General features: G+C 44.2%; 17 protein-coding genes. 4 read left to right on the top strand and 13 right to left on the bottom strand.

What is annotated here, in order from left to right:
- Positions 1-19 precede the first annotated feature (19 nt).
- The 5 genes from IGJ74_RS03555 to IGJ74_RS03535 all read right to left on the bottom strand — a co-directional run bounded on the left by IGJ74_RS03555 (position 20) and on the right by IGJ74_RS03535 (position 3,999).
- On the bottom strand, positions 20-385 hold the full coding sequence (locus IGJ74_RS03555; protein WP_005237463.1) for a PTS sugar transporter subunit IIB: 366 nt from the start codon (positions 383-385) through the stop codon (positions 20-22).
- Position 386: 1 nt separating this feature from the next.
- Positions 387-833: a PTS sugar transporter subunit IIA gene (locus tag IGJ74_RS03550; protein WP_016611962.1), complete on the bottom strand. Its 447-nt coding sequence runs from the start codon at positions 831-833 to the stop codon at positions 387-389.
- Positions 834-1,265: 432 nt separating this feature from the next.
- On the bottom strand, positions 1,266-1,397 hold the full coding sequence (locus IGJ74_RS03545; RefSeq protein ID WP_005237465.1) for a hypothetical protein: 132 nt from the start codon (positions 1,395-1,397) through the stop codon (positions 1,266-1,268).
- Positions 1,394-3,532 carry a ferrous iron transport protein B gene (gene feoB, locus IGJ74_RS03540; protein ID WP_218193316.1) on the bottom strand — a complete coding sequence of 713 codons (2,139 nt, stop codon included), beginning with the start codon at positions 3,530-3,532 and terminating at the stop codon, positions 1,394-1,396. The genes IGJ74_RS03545 and feoB overlap by 4 nt, the downstream gene beginning before the upstream one ends.
- A complete protein-coding gene (locus IGJ74_RS03535) occupies positions 3,532-3,999 on the bottom strand; it encodes a FeoA family protein (RefSeq protein ID WP_005237467.1) in 468 nt (155 codons plus the stop codon). Before IGJ74_RS03535 ends, feoB begins: the two co-directional genes overlap by 1 nt.
- A 357-nt stretch (positions 4,000-4,356) precedes the next feature.
- Between IGJ74_RS03535 and nrdH the strand changes: the two genes are divergently transcribed.
- From nrdH to nrdF, 3 genes are all read left to right on the top strand, one after another.
- Positions 4,357-4,581, top strand: a complete 225-nt coding sequence (gene nrdH, locus IGJ74_RS03530) for a glutaredoxin-like protein NrdH (RefSeq protein ID WP_005225182.1) — start codon at positions 4,357-4,359, stop codon at positions 4,579-4,581.
- A gap of 97 nt (positions 4,582-4,678) precedes the next feature.
- The gene (nrdE, locus tag IGJ74_RS03525; RefSeq protein WP_008377092.1) at positions 4,679-6,838 is read left to right on the top strand and encodes a class 1b ribonucleoside-diphosphate reductase subunit alpha; all 2,160 of its coding nucleotides are present in this window, start codon (positions 4,679-4,681) and stop codon (positions 6,836-6,838) included.
- A gap of 97 nt (positions 6,839-6,935) precedes the next feature.
- Positions 6,936-7,901, top strand: coding sequence for a class 1b ribonucleoside-diphosphate reductase subunit beta (gene nrdF / locus IGJ74_RS03520; RefSeq protein WP_005225180.1), 966 nt, complete (start codon positions 6,936-6,938; stop codon positions 7,899-7,901).
- Between the two features lie 58 nt (positions 7,902-7,959).
- Here the strand turns inward: nrdF and IGJ74_RS03515 are convergent, their stop codons facing one another.
- The 6 genes from IGJ74_RS03515 to IGJ74_RS03490 all read right to left on the bottom strand — a co-directional run bounded on the left by IGJ74_RS03515 (position 7,960) and on the right by IGJ74_RS03490 (position 16,069).
- The gene (locus IGJ74_RS03515; RefSeq protein ID WP_218193315.1) at positions 7,960-9,045 is read right to left on the bottom strand and encodes an alpha/beta hydrolase; all 1,086 of its coding nucleotides are present in this window, start codon (positions 9,043-9,045) and stop codon (positions 7,960-7,962) included.
- Positions 9,046-9,135: 90 nt separating this feature from the next.
- Complete coding sequence (locus tag IGJ74_RS03510) at positions 9,136-9,852, bottom strand: MIP/aquaporin family protein (RefSeq protein WP_218193314.1); 717 nt, start codon at positions 9,850-9,852, stop codon at positions 9,136-9,138.
- Positions 9,845-11,674: a type 1 glycerol-3-phosphate oxidase gene (glpO, locus tag IGJ74_RS03505; protein ID WP_005237472.1), complete on the bottom strand. Its 1,830-nt coding sequence runs from the start codon at positions 11,672-11,674 to the stop codon at positions 9,845-9,847. Before glpO ends, IGJ74_RS03510 begins: the two co-directional genes overlap by 8 nt.
- Before the next feature lie 3 nt (positions 11,675-11,677).
- Complete coding sequence (gene glpK, locus IGJ74_RS03500; protein ID WP_008377082.1) at positions 11,678-13,198, bottom strand: glycerol kinase GlpK; 1,521 nt, start codon at positions 13,196-13,198, stop codon at positions 11,678-11,680.
- A gap of 131 nt (positions 13,199-13,329) precedes the next feature.
- Positions 13,330-14,772: a helix-turn-helix domain-containing protein gene (locus IGJ74_RS03495; RefSeq protein ID WP_218193313.1), complete on the bottom strand. Its 1,443-nt coding sequence runs from the start codon at positions 14,770-14,772 to the stop codon at positions 13,330-13,332.
- The gene (locus IGJ74_RS03490; RefSeq protein ID WP_144330677.1) at positions 14,762-16,069 is read right to left on the bottom strand and encodes an NAD(P)/FAD-dependent oxidoreductase; all 1,308 of its coding nucleotides are present in this window, start codon (positions 16,067-16,069) and stop codon (positions 14,762-14,764) included. The genes IGJ74_RS03495 and IGJ74_RS03490 overlap by 11 nt, the downstream gene beginning before the upstream one ends.
- A 136-nt stretch (positions 16,070-16,205) precedes the next feature.
- On the opposite strand from IGJ74_RS03490, the gene IGJ74_RS03485 reads away from it, so the two are divergent.
- Entirely contained in the window at positions 16,206-17,030 is an 825-nt protein-coding gene (locus tag IGJ74_RS03485) for a DUF92 domain-containing protein (RefSeq protein WP_218193312.1), read from the top strand.
- A 61-nt stretch (positions 17,031-17,091) separates the two neighbouring features.
- On the opposite strand, the gene IGJ74_RS03480 is transcribed toward IGJ74_RS03485, so the two are convergent.
- Both IGJ74_RS03480 and nagB read right to left on the bottom strand, forming a co-directional pair.
- Entirely contained in the window at positions 17,092-17,802 is a 711-nt protein-coding gene (locus tag IGJ74_RS03480) for an MgtC/SapB family protein (RefSeq protein WP_008377072.1), read from the bottom strand.
- A gap of 230 nt (positions 17,803-18,032) precedes the next feature.
- The gene (nagB, locus tag IGJ74_RS03475; protein WP_005225171.1) at positions 18,033-18,734 is read right to left on the bottom strand and encodes a glucosamine-6-phosphate deaminase; all 702 of its coding nucleotides are present in this window, start codon (positions 18,732-18,734) and stop codon (positions 18,033-18,035) included.
- Positions 18,735-18,845 lie beyond the last annotated feature (111 nt).

The following is an 18,845-nucleotide window of genomic DNA, read 5'->3' as shown; positions in this document are numbered from 1 at the left end:
TATTCCTCGCTCCATCAATTTATTTTGTTTGCATCGTTTCAAGAAATGTTTCTAGTTTTCCTTGGATCTCTTCTTTACTCATAATATTTTGAATACCTATGACTTCATAAGGTTTGTTTTGAAAATCAGGTTCCGCTGCGATATCTGCCATACTCATAAAGGCATCACCCGTAAAACCAATGAGAACATCTAGATTTCCATGAATCGTTTCAATGGGATAGCCGTTTTCTTCAATCACTGATTTTACTTTTATGTGAAGCAGCGTTGAACTCCCCATCCCAGCACGGCATGCAACCGCTATCAAAAATTTCTTGCCATTACTCGCCTTAGGTTTTGCATCTGATTGGATCGATGCATCATTTTTCTTTTTTTGAAAGAATCCCATCTTAACTCCTCGTTTCTTCTAATAGTTGTATAAATGCTTCTGGTGTCTCCACATTTGCTAAACGATCAATGATATTGTCCCTTGCTAAAACCTCTGCTAACTCACTCATCAGTTCCAAATGACTGGTCGGGTCTATCGCTGCCAAACAGAAAATGACTTTCACTGGATCATTGGGCGAACCAAATGAGATGGGGGTATTTAAGGTCATCGCACTTAGTCCTAAGCGACAAACCCCATCTTCTGATCGGGCATGGGCCAATGCAAACCCAGGCATAAGCACGATATACGGCCCGGCATCTAAGACGGATTGAATCATCGCTTCGACATACTGTTTTGAAACGCTGCCATTCCTCAATAACGGCTGGGCAGCTTTTTTGATTGCTTCTTGCCAACTGGTACTGTCTTGCTGAAGTAAAATGTTTTCTTTTGTTAATAATGTAGTTTGCAAACGACGATTTCCTTTCTAAAAAAATTTCTTTAGGTTTTAGTAAAGAATTTCTCGAGATAATTCCTATACACACACTATAAGTGAAAAGTTTCGGCCTGAATAGACGATTTGCGACCACATATTTGTACGCGCTTCCAGATTAAGTGAACTGCTCTTCTCAAAAAGACCAGGAATACTGCCTATTTTTTTTACTAGCCTCCAGTTTTTCTCGATAACCTTCTTGAGCAGTTCACAAAACTTATTCTACCAAGGAAAAAATGAACCAAAAATGGACAGATCTTTTGCTTGCACCCACAATAAAAAAAAGAAGCTCTTAAATAAACTAAGAACTTCTTAAAGCAAACACTCTATTCATGGCTATAGATCTACCGTTTCAATTGTAATTCTACCGTAGGTGTTTTCACACGAATTTTTACTTACAACCGCTATTTTCTATTTTGCTTCCTCATGCTTCACGGGACAACTGCTGTGGCAATCAGAACAATGATCCTTTTTCACCATGCGGTACACCACACGACCGCCATAGCCAAAAATCAGTCCGCTTAGAATTACTGTAGCAATCATTTTTCGCCTCCTACGACTTGGATCAAGGGCGCACTCCCTCGGAATGGTTTCTTCACCAGAGCAAATACTAATAGACCAGCAATGACTATTGCCGCAAAAACACCTAGCGTGAGGTGTCCGCCTTCAAAGATGACGTGTCCGAATTGGTACACCAGAAAACTGGCGCAGTACGCCAAGCCGCATTGATAGCCAATGGCTAACCACGTCCACTTGCTGTCCCCCATTTCACGGTGGATCGCACCGATGGCAGCAAAACAGGGGGCACATAGTAAATTAAAGACGAGGAAAGAGTATGCCGCCACAGCAGTGTAATCGCCGCGCAACACTTGCCAAATCTCCGTCCCACTTTCTGACAACTCACCGGTTTGTCCGTAGAGAATCCCGAATGTGCCGATCACATTTTCTTTGGCCACCAAGCCAGTGATCGTCGCCACGGCGCCTCGCCAAGTTCCCCAGCCTAGGGGAGCGAAAAGGGGCGCCAAAAGTCGACCGAAAAAGGCCAAAATGCTTTGGTCTTCACTGACCCGCTGCAAGGCAAAGCTGTAGCTGGAGGTAAACCAGACAAAGATACAAGCCACAAAGATTATCGTTCCGGCTTTTTTTACAAAAGCAATGGCTCGATCACAGGCACTTTTCAAAATCGTTGTGAGCTGCGGCAAGTGATACGCTGGCAGTTCCATAATGAATGGTGCCAGATCACCTGCAAAAAGCGGCGTTTTTTTCAAGACGATCCCTGAAAAAATCACAGCACCCATGCCGACAAAATAGGCCGATGGTGCGACCCAACTATACTGAGGGAAAAAGGCACCCGAAATCAATGCAATGATCGGCAATTTGGCAGAACAAGGCATAAAGGTCGTGACCATCACCGTCAACCGACGATCCTTTTCGTTTTCAATCGTTCGGCTTGCCATCACCCCCGGCACGCCGCAACCTGTAGCGATTAACATGGGGATAAACGACTTGCCAGAAAGACCAAACTTGCGAAACAGTCTGTCCATGACAAATGCCACCCGTGCCATGTATCCACAGTCCTCCAAGATAGCCAAGCAAAAAAACAACACGAAAATCTGCGGCAAAAAGCCTAAAACCGCACCGACCCCAGCCACGATGCCATCCAAAATCAGTTCTTGTAGCCACTGGGCGACCCGCAGCTGTTCTAGCCAATGCGCTGTTGTTTCGGGAATCCAGCTGCCAAATAATACATCATTGACCCAATCAGTGCCGATCGTGCCAATCGTCTGAATCGATAAATAGTAGATTCCCCACATAATGAAGGCAAAAATCGGTAGTGCCAATACGCGATGGGTCAACACGCGGTCGATTTTGTCGCTGAAGGCTAAGTGCTGATCTGTTTCCTTGATGACTGCCAGCGCCAACAATTCTTCAATGAAGCCATAGCGCTCATTGACGAGAATGGCGTCACTGCTGTCTTTAAAGATCATCTCTAAAATCGAAATCGTCTCCTGAATGACTGCTTGCTGGGAATCAGTCAGTTTACACATTGTTTGAATCGCTTCATCTTTTTCGAAGAGTTTTATGGCAAACCAGCGTTTTCGCTGCTGAGGGATCGTCTCTGGCAAAATCGCCATGATCTCGGTCAAGCCAGCCTCTAGACGAGCATCGTAGCGGGGAGGGAGCTGTAGTGTGTTGGCTGCTTGCTTCGCTGCCTCGATCATTTTGGCTAAACCACGTTGTTTCAAAGCACTGATCCCCACTACAGGAATCCCTAATCCGTAAGCCAATTTTTCGAAGTTGATCTGCAAGCCTTTTTTCTTTAATAGATCGATCATGTTGATGGCTGCCACGGTCGGAACATTCATTTCTAATAATTGCAAGGTTAAATACAGATTTCGCTCAAGATTAGTTCCGTCAATAATATTGATCACCGCATCCAGCGATGCTTCCATCAAATAATTGCGGGAAATCAGTTCTTCAGGCGTATAAGGTGACAAGGAATAGATCCCGGGCAGATCTTGGATCAGCACGTGCCGGTCTTTTCGCAGTCGCCCCGCTTTACGTTCTACGGTGACACCCGGCCAATTGCCCACTGTTTGTTTGGCACCAGTCAATTGATTGAAAGTACTTGTTTTCCCACTATTGGGATTTCCTGCTAATGCAAATTGATAGGTCATCAAGCTTCGACTCCTTTTTCGATAAAAACCAACGCTGCTTCTTGCTTTCTCAAAGACAATTCATAGCCGCGGAGCCGAATCTCCATTGGATCACCCAATGGAGCCAGTTTCACTACTTCCAAATGAACGTTTTTCGTAAGCCCCATATCCATCAAACGACGGCGCAAAGCACCTTTTGCACCAATCTGATTGACCTTCCCGCTTTCACCAACTTGCAGCTGATCCAAAGAGGTAATGACCGTTTGCTGCTGGATTTCTGTGACATCGATTTGTTCCATGACCCGTGCATCTAAAGCAATCCGCGTCCCTTGGTGCAAAATGATGCCGCCTTTGCGATCTTTTTGCACCACAACGATTTCAACCCCCGTGCGAATGCCAAGATCGTTTAAATGAACCGTGATTTCTTTGGTTGTTGCCAACGAGTCGATTTTGTATGTCCCAGAAGCCCAAGTTTGCGCCATTTTCATTGGTTCTTACTCCTTTTGTGAAGTGTTTTTTTAATTAACCTACTTTAATTGAGAATGATTATCATTATAATAGAGCCATTTCCATAGGAAGTCAATCTGTTTTCGACTTAACTTTGAATCTTCCTTCACAATAGAGATTTTTTTTACTCATTTTGATTGCATATCCCCTCTAATAATTACGCAAAAACCTTGTAATTCTAAGTATTTTCCGCTTTTTTCATTTGCATAAAAAACACAGAAACACTATAAATTGTGTATGCCGAATTCACAAGCACAAGATATAGTGTTTTTTCATTGACTTTCTCCGAGACTTATTTATACTAGGTTTATAACTATTACAACTCGGAGGAAACAATTATGAATATCAAACTATTTTCTAAAAACAACTGCATGCAATGTAAAATGGCGAAACGCTTTTTAAGTGAAAATCAGATTGCCTTTGAAGAAATCAATATCGATAATGAGCCTGAAGCATTAGAATTTTTGAAAGAACAAGGATTTCAAAGTGTGCCAGTCATTACCTCTGATGCGCAAACGATCATCGGTTTCCGTCCAGATCAACTACGTCAATTAGCGAGCTAAGATTTTTCTCAATGTGATGCTTTTGAGGGATTTGTCAGTCGTCCAGACCGCAAGTCCTTTTTTATACGAACAAAACAAGAAAAGAGGTTAGCCATTTATGAGCTTGAAAGAAATCAAAGATGTCAGTTATTTCAAATTGAATAATGAGATCAACCGTCCAGTAGATGGTCAAATTCCATTAAATAAAGACAAAGAAGCCCTAGCGGCATTCTTTAAAGAAAACGTTGAACCAAATACCTTAACCTTTGCGACTGCAATGGACAAAATCAATTATTTGATTGAAAATGATTATTTAGAAGAAGAATTTATCAAAAAGTACCGTCCTGCTTTTATTGAGGACTTGTATCAATTCTTAGATGAGCAACACTTTACTTTCAAATCATTTATGGCTGCTTACAAGTTTTATTCACAATATGCATTAAAAACGAATGATGGTACCGCGTATCTTGAGCGTTACGAAGATCGGGTGGCGTTCAACGCCCTTTACTTTGCGGATGGGAATGAAGAGTTAGCCATGAGCTTGGCAGATGAAATGATCTACCAACGTTACCAACCAGCAACCCCTTCTTTCTTGAACGCAGGACGCAAACGTCGCGGTGAATTAGTTTCTTGTTTCTTGATCCAAATCACTGATGACATGAACGCGATCGGTCGTGGGATCAACTCCGCGCTGCAACTTTCACGGATCGGCGGCGGTGTCGGGATCACATTATCAAACTTGCGGGAAGCTGGCGCGCCTATCAAAGGCTACGAAGGTGCAGCAAGTGGTGTGATGCCTGTAATGAAATTGTTTGAAGATAGCTTCAGCTATTCAAACCAATTGGGTCAACGGCAAGGGGCTGGTGTGGTCTACTTGAACGTCTTCCACCCAGACATCATCAGCTTTTTATCAGCGAAAAAAGAAAATGCAGATGAAAAAATCCGTGTCAAAACCTTATCATTAGGTGTGATCGTACCTGACAAATTTTACGAATTGACGCGTAAAAATGAAGAGATGTATCTCTTTAGTCCGTACAGTGTCGAAAAAGAATATGGCGTACCCTTTTCTTATGTCGATATCACCAAGGAATACGACAACTTAGTCATGAATCCACGGATTCGCAAGACTAAAATCAGAGCTCGCGATTTAGAAAATGAAATTTCTAAATTGCAACAAGAATCTGGTTATCCTTATATCATTAATATCGATACAGCAAACCGCAGCAACCCAATCGATGGCAAGATCATCATGAGTAATCTTTGTTCCGAGATTCTTCAAGTTCAAGCACCATCTGAGATCAACGGCAAGCAAGAATACGAGGTTTTAGGAACAGATATCAGCTGTAACTTAGGTTCCACCAATATCGTGAACTTGATGGACAGCCCTGACTTTGGGAAATCTGTTCGAGCAATGACTCGTGCCTTGACCTTCGTTACTGATGCGTCTGACATTGACGTGGTACCATCGATCCAAAATGGGAATGCCTTGAACCACACGATCGGTTTAGGCGCAATGGGCTTGCATACCTATTTTGCAAAAAATCAAATGGAATACGGTTCACCAGAATCCCTTGAATTTACTGATCTTTATTTCATGTTGTTGAACTATTGGACATTGGTTGAAAGCAATGCCATCGCCAAAGAAAAAGGCGAAGTTTTCCATAACTTTGAAAAATCAGCTTATGCAGATGGCAGCTACTTCACTGATTATATCCAAGGTGACTACCAACCAAAATCGGAAAAAGTCAAAGCATTGTTTGAAGGCGTCTTTTTACCAACTGGTGAAGATTGGGCAGCCTTGGCACAAACCGTCAAAGAAACCGGCTTGTATCACCAAAACCGCTTAGCCGTTGCACCAAATGGTTCGATCTCTTATATCAATGATACGAGTGCCAGCATCCACCCGATCACTCGGATGATCGAAGAACGCCAAGAAAAGAAAATCGGCAAGATCTATTATCCAGCACCTTACTTGAGCAATGAGACGATCGGCTACTACAAATCAGCCTACGATATGGATATGCGCAAAGTGATCGATGTTTACGCAACTGCTCAAAAACACGTCGATCAAGGGATGAGTATGACCTTGTTTATGCGTTCAGATATTCCAGAAGGTCTTTACGAATGGAAAGAAACGACAAAACAAACCACCCGTGATTTGAACATCTTGCGTCACTATGCTTTCCACAAAGGGATCAAATCGATCTACTATGTACGGACCTTTACAGATGATGCAGAAGAGATCGGCAGCAACCAATGTGAAAGCTGTGTCATCTAATCCAACTTTTGCCTGAAAACGAACCAATAGCCTGCCCCTGCTCTCTATTGAGAGCGGGTCGGCTGTTGTCTTGATACGATTATTGGAGGAACCGACTATGGGTAAGACTTACTATGAAGCAATCAACTGGAATGAGATCGAAGATATCATCGATAAATCCACTTGGGAAAAATTAACAGAGCAATTCTGGTTAGATACGCGGATCCCTTTATCAAATGACCTTGATGATTGGCGGACGCTATCACCATTAGAAAAAACGACGGTGGGCTACGTCTTTGGCGGCTTGACCTTATTAGATACCGTTCAATCAGAAAGCGGTATGGATCAACTGCGTAAAGATGTCCGCACCCCACATGAAGAAGCGGTCTTGAACAACATCCAATTTATGGAATCTGTCCATGCAAAAAGCTATTCATCGATTTTCAGCACCTTGAATACAAAAGCGGAGATCGCCGATATTTTTGAATGGACCAATACCAATCCTTACTTACAAAAGAAAGCCGAACGAATCAATGAGATTTACAAAAATGGGACACCGCTAGAGAAAAAAATCGCCAGTGTGTTTCTAGAGACCTTCTTATTCTATTCAGGTTTCTATACACCCCTTTACTACTTAGGTAATAACAAACTAGCGAACGTAGCGGAGATCATCAAATTGATCATTCGTGACGAATCCGTTCATGGCACGTATATCGGCTACAAATTCCAATTAGGGTTCAACGAATTACCAGAAGACGAACAGCAAAAGCTGAAAGACTGGATGTACGACTTGTTGTATGAGTTGTATGAAAACGAAGAGCGTTATACCGAAGAATTATACGATGAGATCGGCTGGACCGAGGAAGTCAAAACCTTCTTGCGTTACAATGCCAATAAGGCTTTGATGAATCTAGGACAAGACCCGCTTTTCCCAGACACCGCCAACGATGTCAATCCAATCGTCATGAACGGTATTTCAACTGGTACCAGCAATCACGACTTCTTCTCACAAGTTGGGAACGGGTATCTGCTTGGTTCCGTTGAAGCGATGAAAGACGATGACTACTTCATCGGACTTGATTGATTTGCTTACAAATAAACACCTTGTTTCTCGCCAATAGAGGGTGAGAAACAAGGTGTTTTTAGTTAGCCAGCTGGTCTTTGATAAAGGTCAACGTTTCTGTCAAACATTCCTGTGCTTGCGGCAAGCTATAATCAAATTGGTATTCGTGGGTCACTGTTTCCGAATCCCCTTTGTAAAAACGACTTGTCACGGGAATATCAAGAGCTTGCAGCTGGTTGGCAAAGGCAATGCCTTGGTCTTCAAAGGAATAGGCGTTGCCATCCGTGATATACGTTGGTGGAAAATCAGCCGTCAATTTATCCACCAGTGAGATCTCCTGCAGTTGGGGACTATCTTGCCATTCTTTTTTGCCTAATAACGACCAAGCCACCGTTTTAACAAAGAATTTCATAAAACGATCATCCGAAGAAGTTCCAACGATCTGCTTCAAATCAAGGGGGCCGCAATAGGAAATAAACCCTTTCAGGGCCGATGTAGGAATGTCTTGATCAAAGGACATTTCCTTCGCATACGCTGGATTGGTTTGCAGCGCCACATATTGCCCGGCAATTTGGGCACCTGCAGAATCTCCACCAAAGAAGAGTTGATCGAAATCAAGCATGGGGTATGCTTGGGCATCTGCTTTGATCGAGTCTACCGCTTGGGCATCTGCTTTGATCGAGTCTACCGCTTGGGCTAATTGTTTGACCTGTCCCGGATAATGCAAACTTGGCGCCCATTCATAATTAATCGAAATCACAGCGGCTTTGGTTTCATCGACGACATAGGTCGCAAACTCTTTGACGCCTTCTTTGTCTCCCCCGACATAGCCACCCCCATGGACCCAAAAAATGACGGGAACAGGGCCTTGTGCCTCTTTGGGATAATATAGATCAAAGGTACTGCGTTGATAATCCGATTGATACGTCAAGTCCTGTTTGACCGTCACATTCGGCAAACTTTTTTGATAAGCCGCCTCATCCTTGATGGTCACTTCTTGGTTAAACAGATGACCGATCAAAAAAGCCCCCGGTCGTGGGGAGAGTTGAAAAGCCAGAAAAACGGCAGCTAAGAGTCCGATCAGGACAATCGCCACCCACATGAAAAAGCGCAGAATTTTTTTCACGCAAAAGCTCCTTCCTTCGTTCTGTTTCAGCTTTTTCATTTAACCATGTTTTTTTAGCAAATTCAATGACAATCGCTAAAGATTAAAAAAGGATGATACCAATAGGCACCATCCTTAAAATAACATCGTTTATAATGGCAACATCATAAACAAACCAGCTGCGATCGCTGCACCGATCATTGGACCGATGATTGGTACTAACGCATAGCCCCAATCGGAAGTCCCTTTGTTTTTGATTGGTAAGATTTGGTGAGCGATCCGTGGTCCTAAGTCCCGTGCCGGATTGATGGCATAGCCTGTTGGTCCACCAAGAGACAGTCCGATCGCTAAGATCAAGATCCCAACAACGATGGGATTTAATCCATCCGTAAAGGTATTGGCACCAAAAGCCAATAAGCCAAAGACTAAGACAAAGGTACCAATTACTTCAGTGATCGTATTCGATACTAAATTACGAACTGCAGGCCCTGTTGCAAAGGTACCTAAAATCGCGCCTTGGTCTTTTGTTTCATCCCATAATGGCAAGTAGTTGAGCCAAACGAGGATTGCCCCTACGATCGCACCAGCAATCTGCGCCAGCATAAACGGTACAGCTAAGCTCCAAGAAAAATTCCCTGTCATCGCCATGCCTAATGTAACGGCTGGATTCAAGTGAGCAGGTCCCATGTACCCTGAAACGTATACGGCTATGGTCACCGCCGTTGCCCAGCCCATCGCGATCACGATCCAGCCAGAGGCTTCTGCTTTACTCTTTTTCAGATTGACAGCCGCACACACGCCATCCCCTAACAAAACCAAAATAGCCGTTCCTAGAAATTCACTAAAGATCTGGGTTGCTTCATTCATCTTTTTTTCCTCCTTTTAAGGCTGTTAAATCTGATTCTGCGATCACTTGGTTCAATTCTAATACATGGGCTGCTTTTTCTTCTTCGCTCCAGCCAAAGAAGTCGGTCATAGCTGCAACGACACCGGCTTTGACATCATCTAAGGTGTCTCGCATAAATAGGATATGGTTGGTCCGACGCAATAGATAATCAACGGGCGTCAGAACCATTTCTTCATGTAAGGAATAGTTCAAGGCAGTGCTTTCTTTTTCATCTAAGCCCTCAAACTTCGTCTTGTAGTTCAACACTTGGGGAAGATTCGACCCATAAAGATGAGCCAAATACGTCGCAGCTGCTTCATTGAACCCAGCGGTTTGTGCTTGGTCAGCCAGCTTCGCTAATTCTTCCTCTACATTGGCTGCATCAAGCTCCCCACCAGAAACTGGGTACGTGGTTGAATCCACCAACTCGAAGGAAGCACCGCTTTCTTGGAGCAATTCATTGATCCGTTTGACTGCTCCTTCCGCCATCAAACGATAGTCGGTGATTTTTCCGCCTGCCAACGTCAATAGTCCGTCTTTTGAGCGTTCCAAACTGCTGCCGCGAGAAACTTGCGATGGATCCACTTTGCTGGCTTCTACTCGTTCTTGCGCTTGTTTTACTGCTTTTTCTACAACTGGTCGCTGCCGCTCATCTGCAAGATATTCTTTGACGCTTTCAACGATCTGCTCAAAGCTTTCATCCGATAGTTTGCCTTTACCGCCGCCATTGTAATCCGAACCACCATTATTCGTAATCAATGGACGTAGACCAGCCCAGCTCGCTTCGATATCATCAAGGGTGATTTGTGCATGTGGGAAGCGTTCATTCACGATGGTCAGTAGATAATCGACATCTTCTTGTGTGACCGTCGGATGGGCAAAATCGCCTGTATAGTCCGTATCGGTTGTGCCAAAATAGGTCTTGTTTTCTCTTGGTACCACGAAAACCATCCGACCATCATTTTTCCCAGTATCAAAATAGGTTGGTTGCGGCACTTTTAGTTTTTCCCGATCGACCACTAAATGGACACCTTTCGTCGGACGCATTTGTGGCGGCAGCTCATCATTCTTGTCTAATTGACGAACGATGTCTGACCAAGGGCCGGTCGTGTTGATCACGACTTTGGCGTGAACCTCAAAGCGCTCGTTTGTCAGTTGATCCTCCACTTCTACCCCATTGATGATGCCTTGCTCATCATGTAAGATGCCGACGACTTTGGCTTTACTGATCATTGCTGCCCCATCGGCTTGTGCTCGTTTGATGTTTTCGATCACCAAGCGGGCATCGTTGTTGCGAAAATCAAGATAGACTCCGCCACCAACTAAGTTTTCCGCCTGCAGCTGTGGTTCGCGTGCTAAGACCTCTTCTTTCGTCAACAGATAATTTTCGTATTTACTGCCTGTCACATTCGCTAAGCGATCATAAAGATCCATCGCCACTTTAACAGAAAACAAGGAGAAGGTTGCCCCCGGTTCATCGTAAATCGGTAAAAGCATCGGATCTGGTTTCGGGATATGCGGAGCAATTTGTTGGACGATCGCCCGTTCCCGCACGGTGTCAGCGACCACTTCCACGTCAAAGGTTTTCAAATAGCGAATACCGCCATGAACGAGTTTCGTGGACCGCGAAGACGTCCCTTCGGCAAAGTCTTGCATTTCCAAAAGAACCGTCTTCATCCCAGCCGCTGCTGTTTGAACGGCAACCCCTGCGCCGGTAATCCCACCACCAATGATCAACACATCATAGGTGGTCTTTGCCGTTTCTTGAATGGTTTCCTTCCGATCTTTCTGAGAAAAGGTCATGGCTTACTCGCCTTCTTTCTTCGCTTTGAATTTGAAGGTCTGAGTAGCCGCCACCGCTTGTTTCCAACCTTCGTACAAATTGTCTCTTTCTTCTGCTGGCATTTCTGGCGTAAACATTTGCCCTTCTTCTGCCATTGATTTCAATTCATCTAAGTCTTTCCAGAAGCCAACCGCTAGCCCTGCTAAATAGGCTGCACCTAATGCGGTTGTTTCCAGATTCGCTGCTCGTTGTACGTCAATGTCTAAAATGTCCGCTTGGAACTGCATCAATAAATCGTTTTTGGCTGCCCCTCCATCGACTTTCAACAATGGGATATCGATACCGGAATCTTTTTTCATCGTATCGATGACGTCTTTTGATTGGTACGCAACAGCTTGCAGTGTTGCCCGAACAAAATCTTCCTTCGTCGTCCCACGAGTCAAGCCGAAGACTGCTCCTCTTGCATCTGAATCCCAGTAAGGCGCACCTAATCCAGTAAAGGCAGGTACCACATAGACTTCATTATCTCCTTTTGCTTTGGCAGCTAGTTCTTCTGATTGTGGCGAAGTCTCGATCATGCGTAGACCATCCCGCAGCCATTGGATCGCTGATCCAGCAACGAAGATACTTCCTTCTAAGGCATAATAGACTTTGCCGTTGATGCCATACCCGATAGTCGTCAGTAGGTCATTGTCAGACAATTGTGGTTCTTCACCCGTATTCATGACAATAAATGCCCCAGTGCCGTAAGTATTTTTGATCATACCTTTTTCAAAGGCCATTTGTCCAAAGAGGGCGGCTTGTTGGTCTCCAGCCATTCCAGCGATTGGTACTTCACTGCCGTAAAAATGGTAGCTGCGGGTGTGACCATAGACTTCTGAGTTGCTTTTGACTTCTGGTAGCATCGAGCTTGGAATGTTCAAAAGATCCAAAATTTCTTGATCCCACTCTAATTTATGAATGTTGTAAAGCATCGTCCGACTAGCATTGGAGTAGTCGGTGACATGGACTTGTCCATCTGTCAGTTTCCACACAAGCCATGAATCGATCGTTCCGAAGAGTAACTCACCATTATCCGCCTTTTCTTGTGCCCCTTCGATATTGTCTAAAAGCCAACGCACCTTGGTCGCTGAGAAATACGCATCAATGACTAAACCAGTTTTTTCATGGATCATCTCTGTATGGCCATCTGCTTTTAATTGGTCAGCGATCGGTGAAGATTGACGGGATTGCCAAACAATCGCATTCGCGATTGGCTGCCCTGTCGTTTTATCCCAAACCACTGTCGTTTCACGCTGGTTGGTGATCCCGATGCCGGCGATTGCTTCTGGTCGGATACCTGATTCAATAAATGCCCCTGCGATGACTGATTGGACAGAGTTCCAAATTTCGTTGGCGTTATGTTCTACCCAACCTGATTTTGGAAAGTATTGCGGAAACTCTTTTTGTGAACTGCCGATTTTTTTCCCGTTACGATCAAAAATAATTGCTCTTGAACTAGTGGTTCCTTGGTCGATCGCCATTACATAATTTTTTTCTGCCATTTGATTCGCTCCCTTTGGTTTTATACGCGCTTTTTTTGTTAGCGCTTTCTGACTTGCTTTTATTTTAGCTGAACTTTTGCTATATGGTTCGTCAATTTTTTTTCAAATCTCTAAGAAATTGACGAAATCCACTATTTAAAGCGTTCACGGATCATTTTTTTGATTGTCTCACGATCATAAGCAGTCCCTAATTCACTGATTCGATAAGTCGGTGTTTTGGTCTCGATGGCATAATTCGCCAAGATCAAATCATATTCTTGTTCTGGACGATAGCGTTCGACAACTACGCCATTCAAATTTTTGAGATACAGCAGCCACATATAATAGAGAGCTTCTTTAAATAGCTCATCCATTTTCAAGGCGATCCCAACACGAAATTCTCGATTGATTTGATAGTCGATGATCGTGATGACACTCAAGTATTTGACCATCGTCATCATCAGTAGACTATTTTTCTCGGACAGCTTGATATTTAACTCTGTTAAGGCCTTACCTAATAGTTCATGACTGATTTGCTGAATGTTGCGGCTGGATAACTGCGCTTCTAACTGCCAAATATTTTCTCGATCAAAAACCTCCACATCCCCTTTGAAAAAATAGACGCGGCTGTGGATCTGCAGCAGGTGACCATAGCAAGTGGCTTCCATTTCACGAGGAACAAACGATGGGCGGTAAAGATGCAAAATATGTTCCAAAATCAATGTATCCGTCAAGGCAGTTGGCGTAAACCGAGAACGCTGCAGCATATACACCTGCAGATCGTGTTCGGATAACACCGAGAACGACAACAAAAAGACAAAATGCAGCATCGCCTCCTCTTCTCTGACTTCTAATGCGTAATGGCCAAAGCCACGAAATACCAACTCACGTAATTGTTGAAACAAAGGGTCTTTCATGTAAGGTGCCATTTTCTCCCGTAAAACTTGAAAGGATTGAGTAGCAATTTTAAGTCGCGCCTTCATGATCCTCAGCCATAGGGACAAGCGCTGCTGGGCTTCTTTCGTAAAGCGCATGTTCAGGCCGCGAGTGATCAGACCGACATATTTCTCATCGATCGGCAATGGCTGACTGTCAAAAGAATGAACATACCAAAAGAGTTCAAAATAGAAATAACGAATTTGGGTTTCTTCTCCAATCAGCTTTCCTTGCCAGATCTCTAACTCAAATTCTGCTAGCAAACCATTTAGCTCTTTGATTTTGCGAAACAAGGATGACTCGCTGACTGTTAATTTTTGTGCCAGCTGGACAGTTGTCACTTCTTGATGTTGTAAAAGATGCTCGAGAATTTGAAATTTCAAGGCCGAACGATAAAATGCCCATTCAATTTGGTTAAGAGAAAAGGTGGGACTCATTTCAAAAACCAGTGAACCATTTCGGTAATACAATCGACACTGCTCATGATAGTGCGTCAACTCATCTTGCAGCTCATCCACATACTTTTCCAGAGAAGGCTTACTGATGCCAAGATAGAGCGCTAATTCATGTAGATCCATTTGACCGCCAACTAGTAAAAGTTTTTTGAGCAGCTGCAATTGTTTTGCTTCTTTTTTTTCTAATAACTGATCAAGTCTCATCGGCATCACTTCCCGACCATATGAAGGTTTGATCCAACACATTAGTGAATCGTGGATGGAAGAAAAAGTCTTTTTGGGTCAGCTCCTCCATCGTTGCCTGCTGCTCGATCGCAAACGCTAGTAAATTGATTTTTTCCAAAATATTGGCTTTTGATAAAAGCTGTGCACCAACGATTCGACCGCTGGCTTGTTCGATCATCACTTTTCCATGAACCTGCGTCGAATCAAAAAGGGAAACGGTAGCCGTAAAAGTGTGACAAACGATCGGTGATTCATAGAAAAACTGATCCGACTCGGTCAAGCCGGTACTGGCTAAATACCACTCAAACAATTGTGTACCGACTGTCCGCAATCCACCACGAAACGGGGTCGTTTTGTTTGCTAGATTGCGAGCTGCCGCAATCCCTGAGCGAACAGCATTATTGACTAAGGGCATGTAGACCGTGTCTTTCGTAATAGCATTTGGAATTTGGATCAAGTCGCCGACCGCAAAAATATCCGTGGCAGAAGTTTCCAAGTAGGCATCTGTCCAGATAGTTTGATCACTGTGTAATTCAAAGACCGTAAATGCCTCTGGCAAGCGAGGATGAACGTTAACTGTCGTCAATACCAGATCGCTTTCATAACCTTGATCGGCGGTTTCGATCCGAAAGCCTGTTTCCGTTTTAACGACTGCCAAAGTTGGCTCCGACCAATGCAGCTGCAAGTTGGGGATTTTTTCGATCTCCGTTAAAAAGGGCTGCAAAAAATCGCGATCAAAATATTTGAATAAAGGATACGACATTGATTCGATCACACTGACTTTTTTGCCGATCATCGTTAAGGTATTCGCCGCTTCCATCCCGGCTTGACCAGCACCGACGATGGTAATCGACTCTGCTTGGGGCAATTGCTGTAAGAAATGCTTCGCTGCTTCATATTCTTTGTAGGTCAGCAGTGCTTCTTCTGGTTGCGGCAAAACAGTGGAATCTTGACTGGAACCTGCCGCCAAGACGAGTCGATCATAGCTTAGTTCCCGCTGATCCGTCCGAATCCGATGATCAGAAGGAAAGACTTCTAGAAAGGTTTCTTCTAAGGCTACGTCGATTGTTTCTGCCTCCAGCTGCTCCTTCGTACAAAAGAATGCTTCATCCAGTGAAGCGATCCTGCCTTCGATCAGCAATAACAAGCCGCTAGGAACAAACCCAAGATGGGCTTTTTTTTCTATCAATAAAATCTCTGCGTTAGGGTATAATCGACGTGCTTCACGGGCGCAGCTGACACCACCAAAAGACCCACCTATAATTATGATTTTCATTGGATCACCTCTCTCCCTTAGCTTAAATGAAACGCTCTCATTTGACGAGTAAAAAGCTATCTTCCTTACTATTATTTTGTTAACTGCGGTAAAATAAATGAGACCTATGCTACACTATACGCAAAGGAGTGTTCAAATGGTTTTCTTTTATCAATTCATGCTAGGATTGTTTGCCAGCATATTCGTTGCAGCGGCAGCATTCGTCTTTCAGTGGCTGACTATTTCTGGCGCACTGGCTGCGATTCTTTGCGGCACACTGGTTATTGGCTTTGGTCCGTGGTACAGCATCTTTTTGATTGGCTTTTTCTTTGCCAGCTCTGGCATCATTGGTCTTTTAAAGAAAATGCGCCGTCAGCCAGAGTCAGCGGTGCTTGCCAAAGGTGCTCGCCGTGATGCAAAACAAGTCTTTGCGAACATCGCACCCAGTATCTTTGCGCTCCTGCTTGCCTTTGGGACGAAAGAACCGCTATTCCTTTGGGGATTTGTGGCGGGAGTCGCTAGCTGTACGGCTGACACTTGGGGCTCAGAAATCGGCGTGCTGAGTCCAAGTCCACCGCGTCACTTACTAACGGGAAAAAAATTACCACCGGGACTTTCCGGCGGTGTCAGTTGGTTGGGAACTGCCGCTTCCCTAGCAGGGAGTCTCGCCATCACTGGTTTATTCGCAGCAGCCTTATGGTTGAACGGCAAGCCGTTCTCCTTTGATCTCTGGTTGACTTTGACTGCTTTAGGCTTTTGCGGTAGTCTTTTGGACAGCTTACTGGGCGCAGCGATTCAGGTGCGCTATCAATGCCCTGTCTGTCACCAATACACCGAAAAAAAAGTCCACCACGACGTTGCGACCAAGCAAGTCGGCGGTCTTTCCTTTGTAACGAATGAAGGGGTCAATTTGCTGACTTCAATAGTGATCGTTATTTTGACTGTGTGTTTCTTTTACTTAAAAATGTCTATCGCATCATAAAAAAAGCAGCAAGGCATCTCACTAATGTGATGTGTCTTGCTGCTTTTTGATTCAATACCCGTTAAGCAATATCCACCAAGCGGATCTTCGTGACATTTTTGTAAACAGACAATTCTTCGATCACTTCAGAAAAGCCTAGTCCTCGCGGGAGATCAATCGTATAAATGTTGGTATAAATGCGATAGTCTTCCATGAATTTGACATCAAAATTGACATCTTCGATCACGATATTTTTCTCTTGGAAGTACTCCGTCAAAAACTCTTTGGTCTCGGTGCGATGAATGTATTGGATCTCCAATTTCTTTGCTGTTGGTACGCGGACGATCCGCTTAACGATCGTCAATGCAAAGAAGATCCCGATAAAACTGCTTAATGCGATGGTGTAAAAGCCCATCCCGATGGCAATTCCTAAACCGGCGATCGCCCATAAGGAAGCAGCCGTCGTCAACCCCGTCACCGAGCGCTTCGTCACAATGATCGTTCCGGCGCCTAGAAAACCGACCCCGCTGACGACTTGTGCGATCAATCGTGCTTCGTCCGAACGAATCACGCCTGCTAAATCTGGATGATCCAGCGCATCTCGCATGGCACCTGTGGCGATCTCCACTTGGATCAAAGCAATGACACAAGCCCCCATGCAAACCAAGATATGGGTTCTAAGACCAGCTGGTCGGCTTTTGTACTGCCGCTCGTACCCAATCGCGCCACCCATGACCATCGCCAACAGCAACCTCAGTGCTACTTCAGGAATGGATAAATGCATATCAACCATTTGCATCCCTCTTTTCTTCGTATTCTCTCTTTTAACTATAGCATCTCTGATGGAAAAAAGGAAAAAACATCGCTAGAGCGGCCAAATAAAAAAAGCCTCCTCAGAAATAAGCAAGATAGATCCGAACCATCGCTCGCAGCTGCGCTGGCATTACTGCACAAGCGCAGGGGGAAGCTGCAAGGATGGCGCGTTTTCCTTCTGACTTATTTCTGAAAAGGGCTGATTTTGTTTTACAGGTTGCTGGCAGCAGCCTCATCGATGATCACGATCACGTCATCATGCTTTTGTAAAACTGAAGCTGGTAATTCGTTGGTTACGGGTCCTTCGATCATTTTTTGGATCGCATCCGCTTTGACTTCGCCAAATGCCATCAAAATGATCTTTTTGCTTTGCATGATTGAACCGATCCCCATGGAAATTGCCGTCGTTGGGACGTCTTCGACTTTATCAAAGTAGCGTTTGTTGGCATTGATGGTCGATTCAGTCAAATCAACGACTGAGGTCGTTCCTTCAAAGGATGCACCAGGTTCGTTGAAGCCGATATGTCCGTTTTGACCAATACCCAAGATTTGGATATCAACTGGGTGATCCGCAATCACGCTATCGTAGCGTTGGCATTCTGCTTCTAAATCTTCCGCTTTGCCGTTTGGTACGAAGGTTTCTTTGAATGGTTTTTTGTTGAATAAATGTGCATTCATGAAGTAACGATAGCTTTGTTCGTCTTCGCCGCCTAATCCAACATATTCATCTAAGTTGACTGAAGTCATTTCTGAAAAATCAACTTCACTGGCAGTCATTTCTGCATAAAGGGTTTCTGGCGTGCTTCCTGTTGCTAAGCCTAGGACTTTGGCGCCATTTGCCATGCCTTCTTGTATCAATTCAAAAGCTTTCTTTCCGCCTTGAGCAGCATCTTTAACGCGAATAATTTCCATGATCAGCGCTCCGTTTCTATTTGGTATAGTCCAATAATACCACAGGTTGTGTTGAATTACAATAATTAGTCTAGACCAGATGACGATTTTTTCTCGGCAATCAAAAAAAGA

The organism is Enterococcus sp. AZ009 (assembly GCF_050548785.1).
GTDB classification, from domain to species: Bacteria; Bacillota; Bacilli; order Lactobacillales; family Enterococcaceae; genus Enterococcus_D; species Enterococcus_D entomosocium.
Note: the sequence above shows the minus strand (reverse complement) of the source record. Positions and strands in the feature narration are given on the sequence as shown.

What these genes read in the sequence shown, in the direction of transcription:
- IGJ74_RS03555 (WP_005237463.1), bottom strand. Translation starts at nt 385, where the DNA reads ATGGGATTCTTTCAAAAAAAGAAAAATGATGCATCGATCCAATCAGAT.
- IGJ74_RS03545 (WP_005237465.1), bottom strand. Translation starts at nt 1,397, where the DNA reads ATGATTGCTACAGTAATTCTAAGCGGACTGATTTTTGGCTATGGCGGT.
- feoB (WP_218193316.1), bottom strand. Translation starts at nt 3,532, where the DNA reads ATGACCTATCAATTTGCATTAGCAGGAAATCCCAATAGTGGGAAAACA.
- IGJ74_RS03535 (WP_005237467.1), bottom strand. Translation starts at nt 3,999, where the DNA reads ATGAAAATGGCGCAAACTTGGGCTTCTGGGACATACAAAATCGACTCG.
- nrdH (WP_005225182.1), top strand. Translation starts at nt 4,357, where the DNA reads ATGAATATCAAACTATTTTCTAAAAACAACTGCATGCAATGTAAAATG.
- nrdE (WP_008377092.1), top strand. Translation starts at nt 4,679, where the DNA reads ATGAGCTTGAAAGAAATCAAAGATGTCAGTTATTTCAAATTGAATAAT.
- nrdF (WP_005225180.1), top strand. Translation starts at nt 6,936, where the DNA reads ATGGGTAAGACTTACTATGAAGCAATCAACTGGAATGAGATCGAAGAT.
- IGJ74_RS03515 (WP_218193315.1), bottom strand. Translation starts at nt 9,045, where the DNA reads ATGAAAAAGCTGAAACAGAACGAAGGAAGGAGCTTTTGCGTGAAAAAA.
- IGJ74_RS03510 (WP_218193314.1), bottom strand. Translation starts at nt 9,852, where the DNA reads ATGAATGAAGCAACCCAGATCTTTAGTGAATTTCTAGGAACGGCTATT.
- glpO (WP_005237472.1), bottom strand. Translation starts at nt 11,674, where the DNA reads ATGACCTTTTCTCAGAAAGATCGGAAGGAAACCATTCAAGAAACGGCA.
- glpK (WP_008377082.1), bottom strand. Translation starts at nt 13,198, where the DNA reads ATGGCAGAAAAAAATTATGTAATGGCGATCGACCAAGGAACCACTAGT.
- IGJ74_RS03495 (WP_218193313.1), bottom strand. Translation starts at nt 14,772, where the DNA reads ATGAGACTTGATCAGTTATTAGAAAAAAAAGAAGCAAAACAATTGCAG.
- IGJ74_RS03490 (WP_144330677.1), bottom strand. Translation starts at nt 16,069, where the DNA reads ATGAAAATCATAATTATAGGTGGGTCTTTTGGTGGTGTCAGCTGCGCC.
- IGJ74_RS03485 (WP_218193312.1), top strand. Translation starts at nt 16,206, where the DNA reads ATGGTTTTCTTTTATCAATTCATGCTAGGATTGTTTGCCAGCATATTC.
- IGJ74_RS03480 (WP_008377072.1), bottom strand. Translation starts at nt 17,802, where the DNA reads ATGGTTGATATGCATTTATCCATTCCTGAAGTAGCACTGAGGTTGCTG.
- nagB (WP_005225171.1), bottom strand. Translation starts at nt 18,734, where the DNA reads ATGGAAATTATTCGCGTTAAAGATGCTGCTCAAGGCGGAAAGAAAGCT.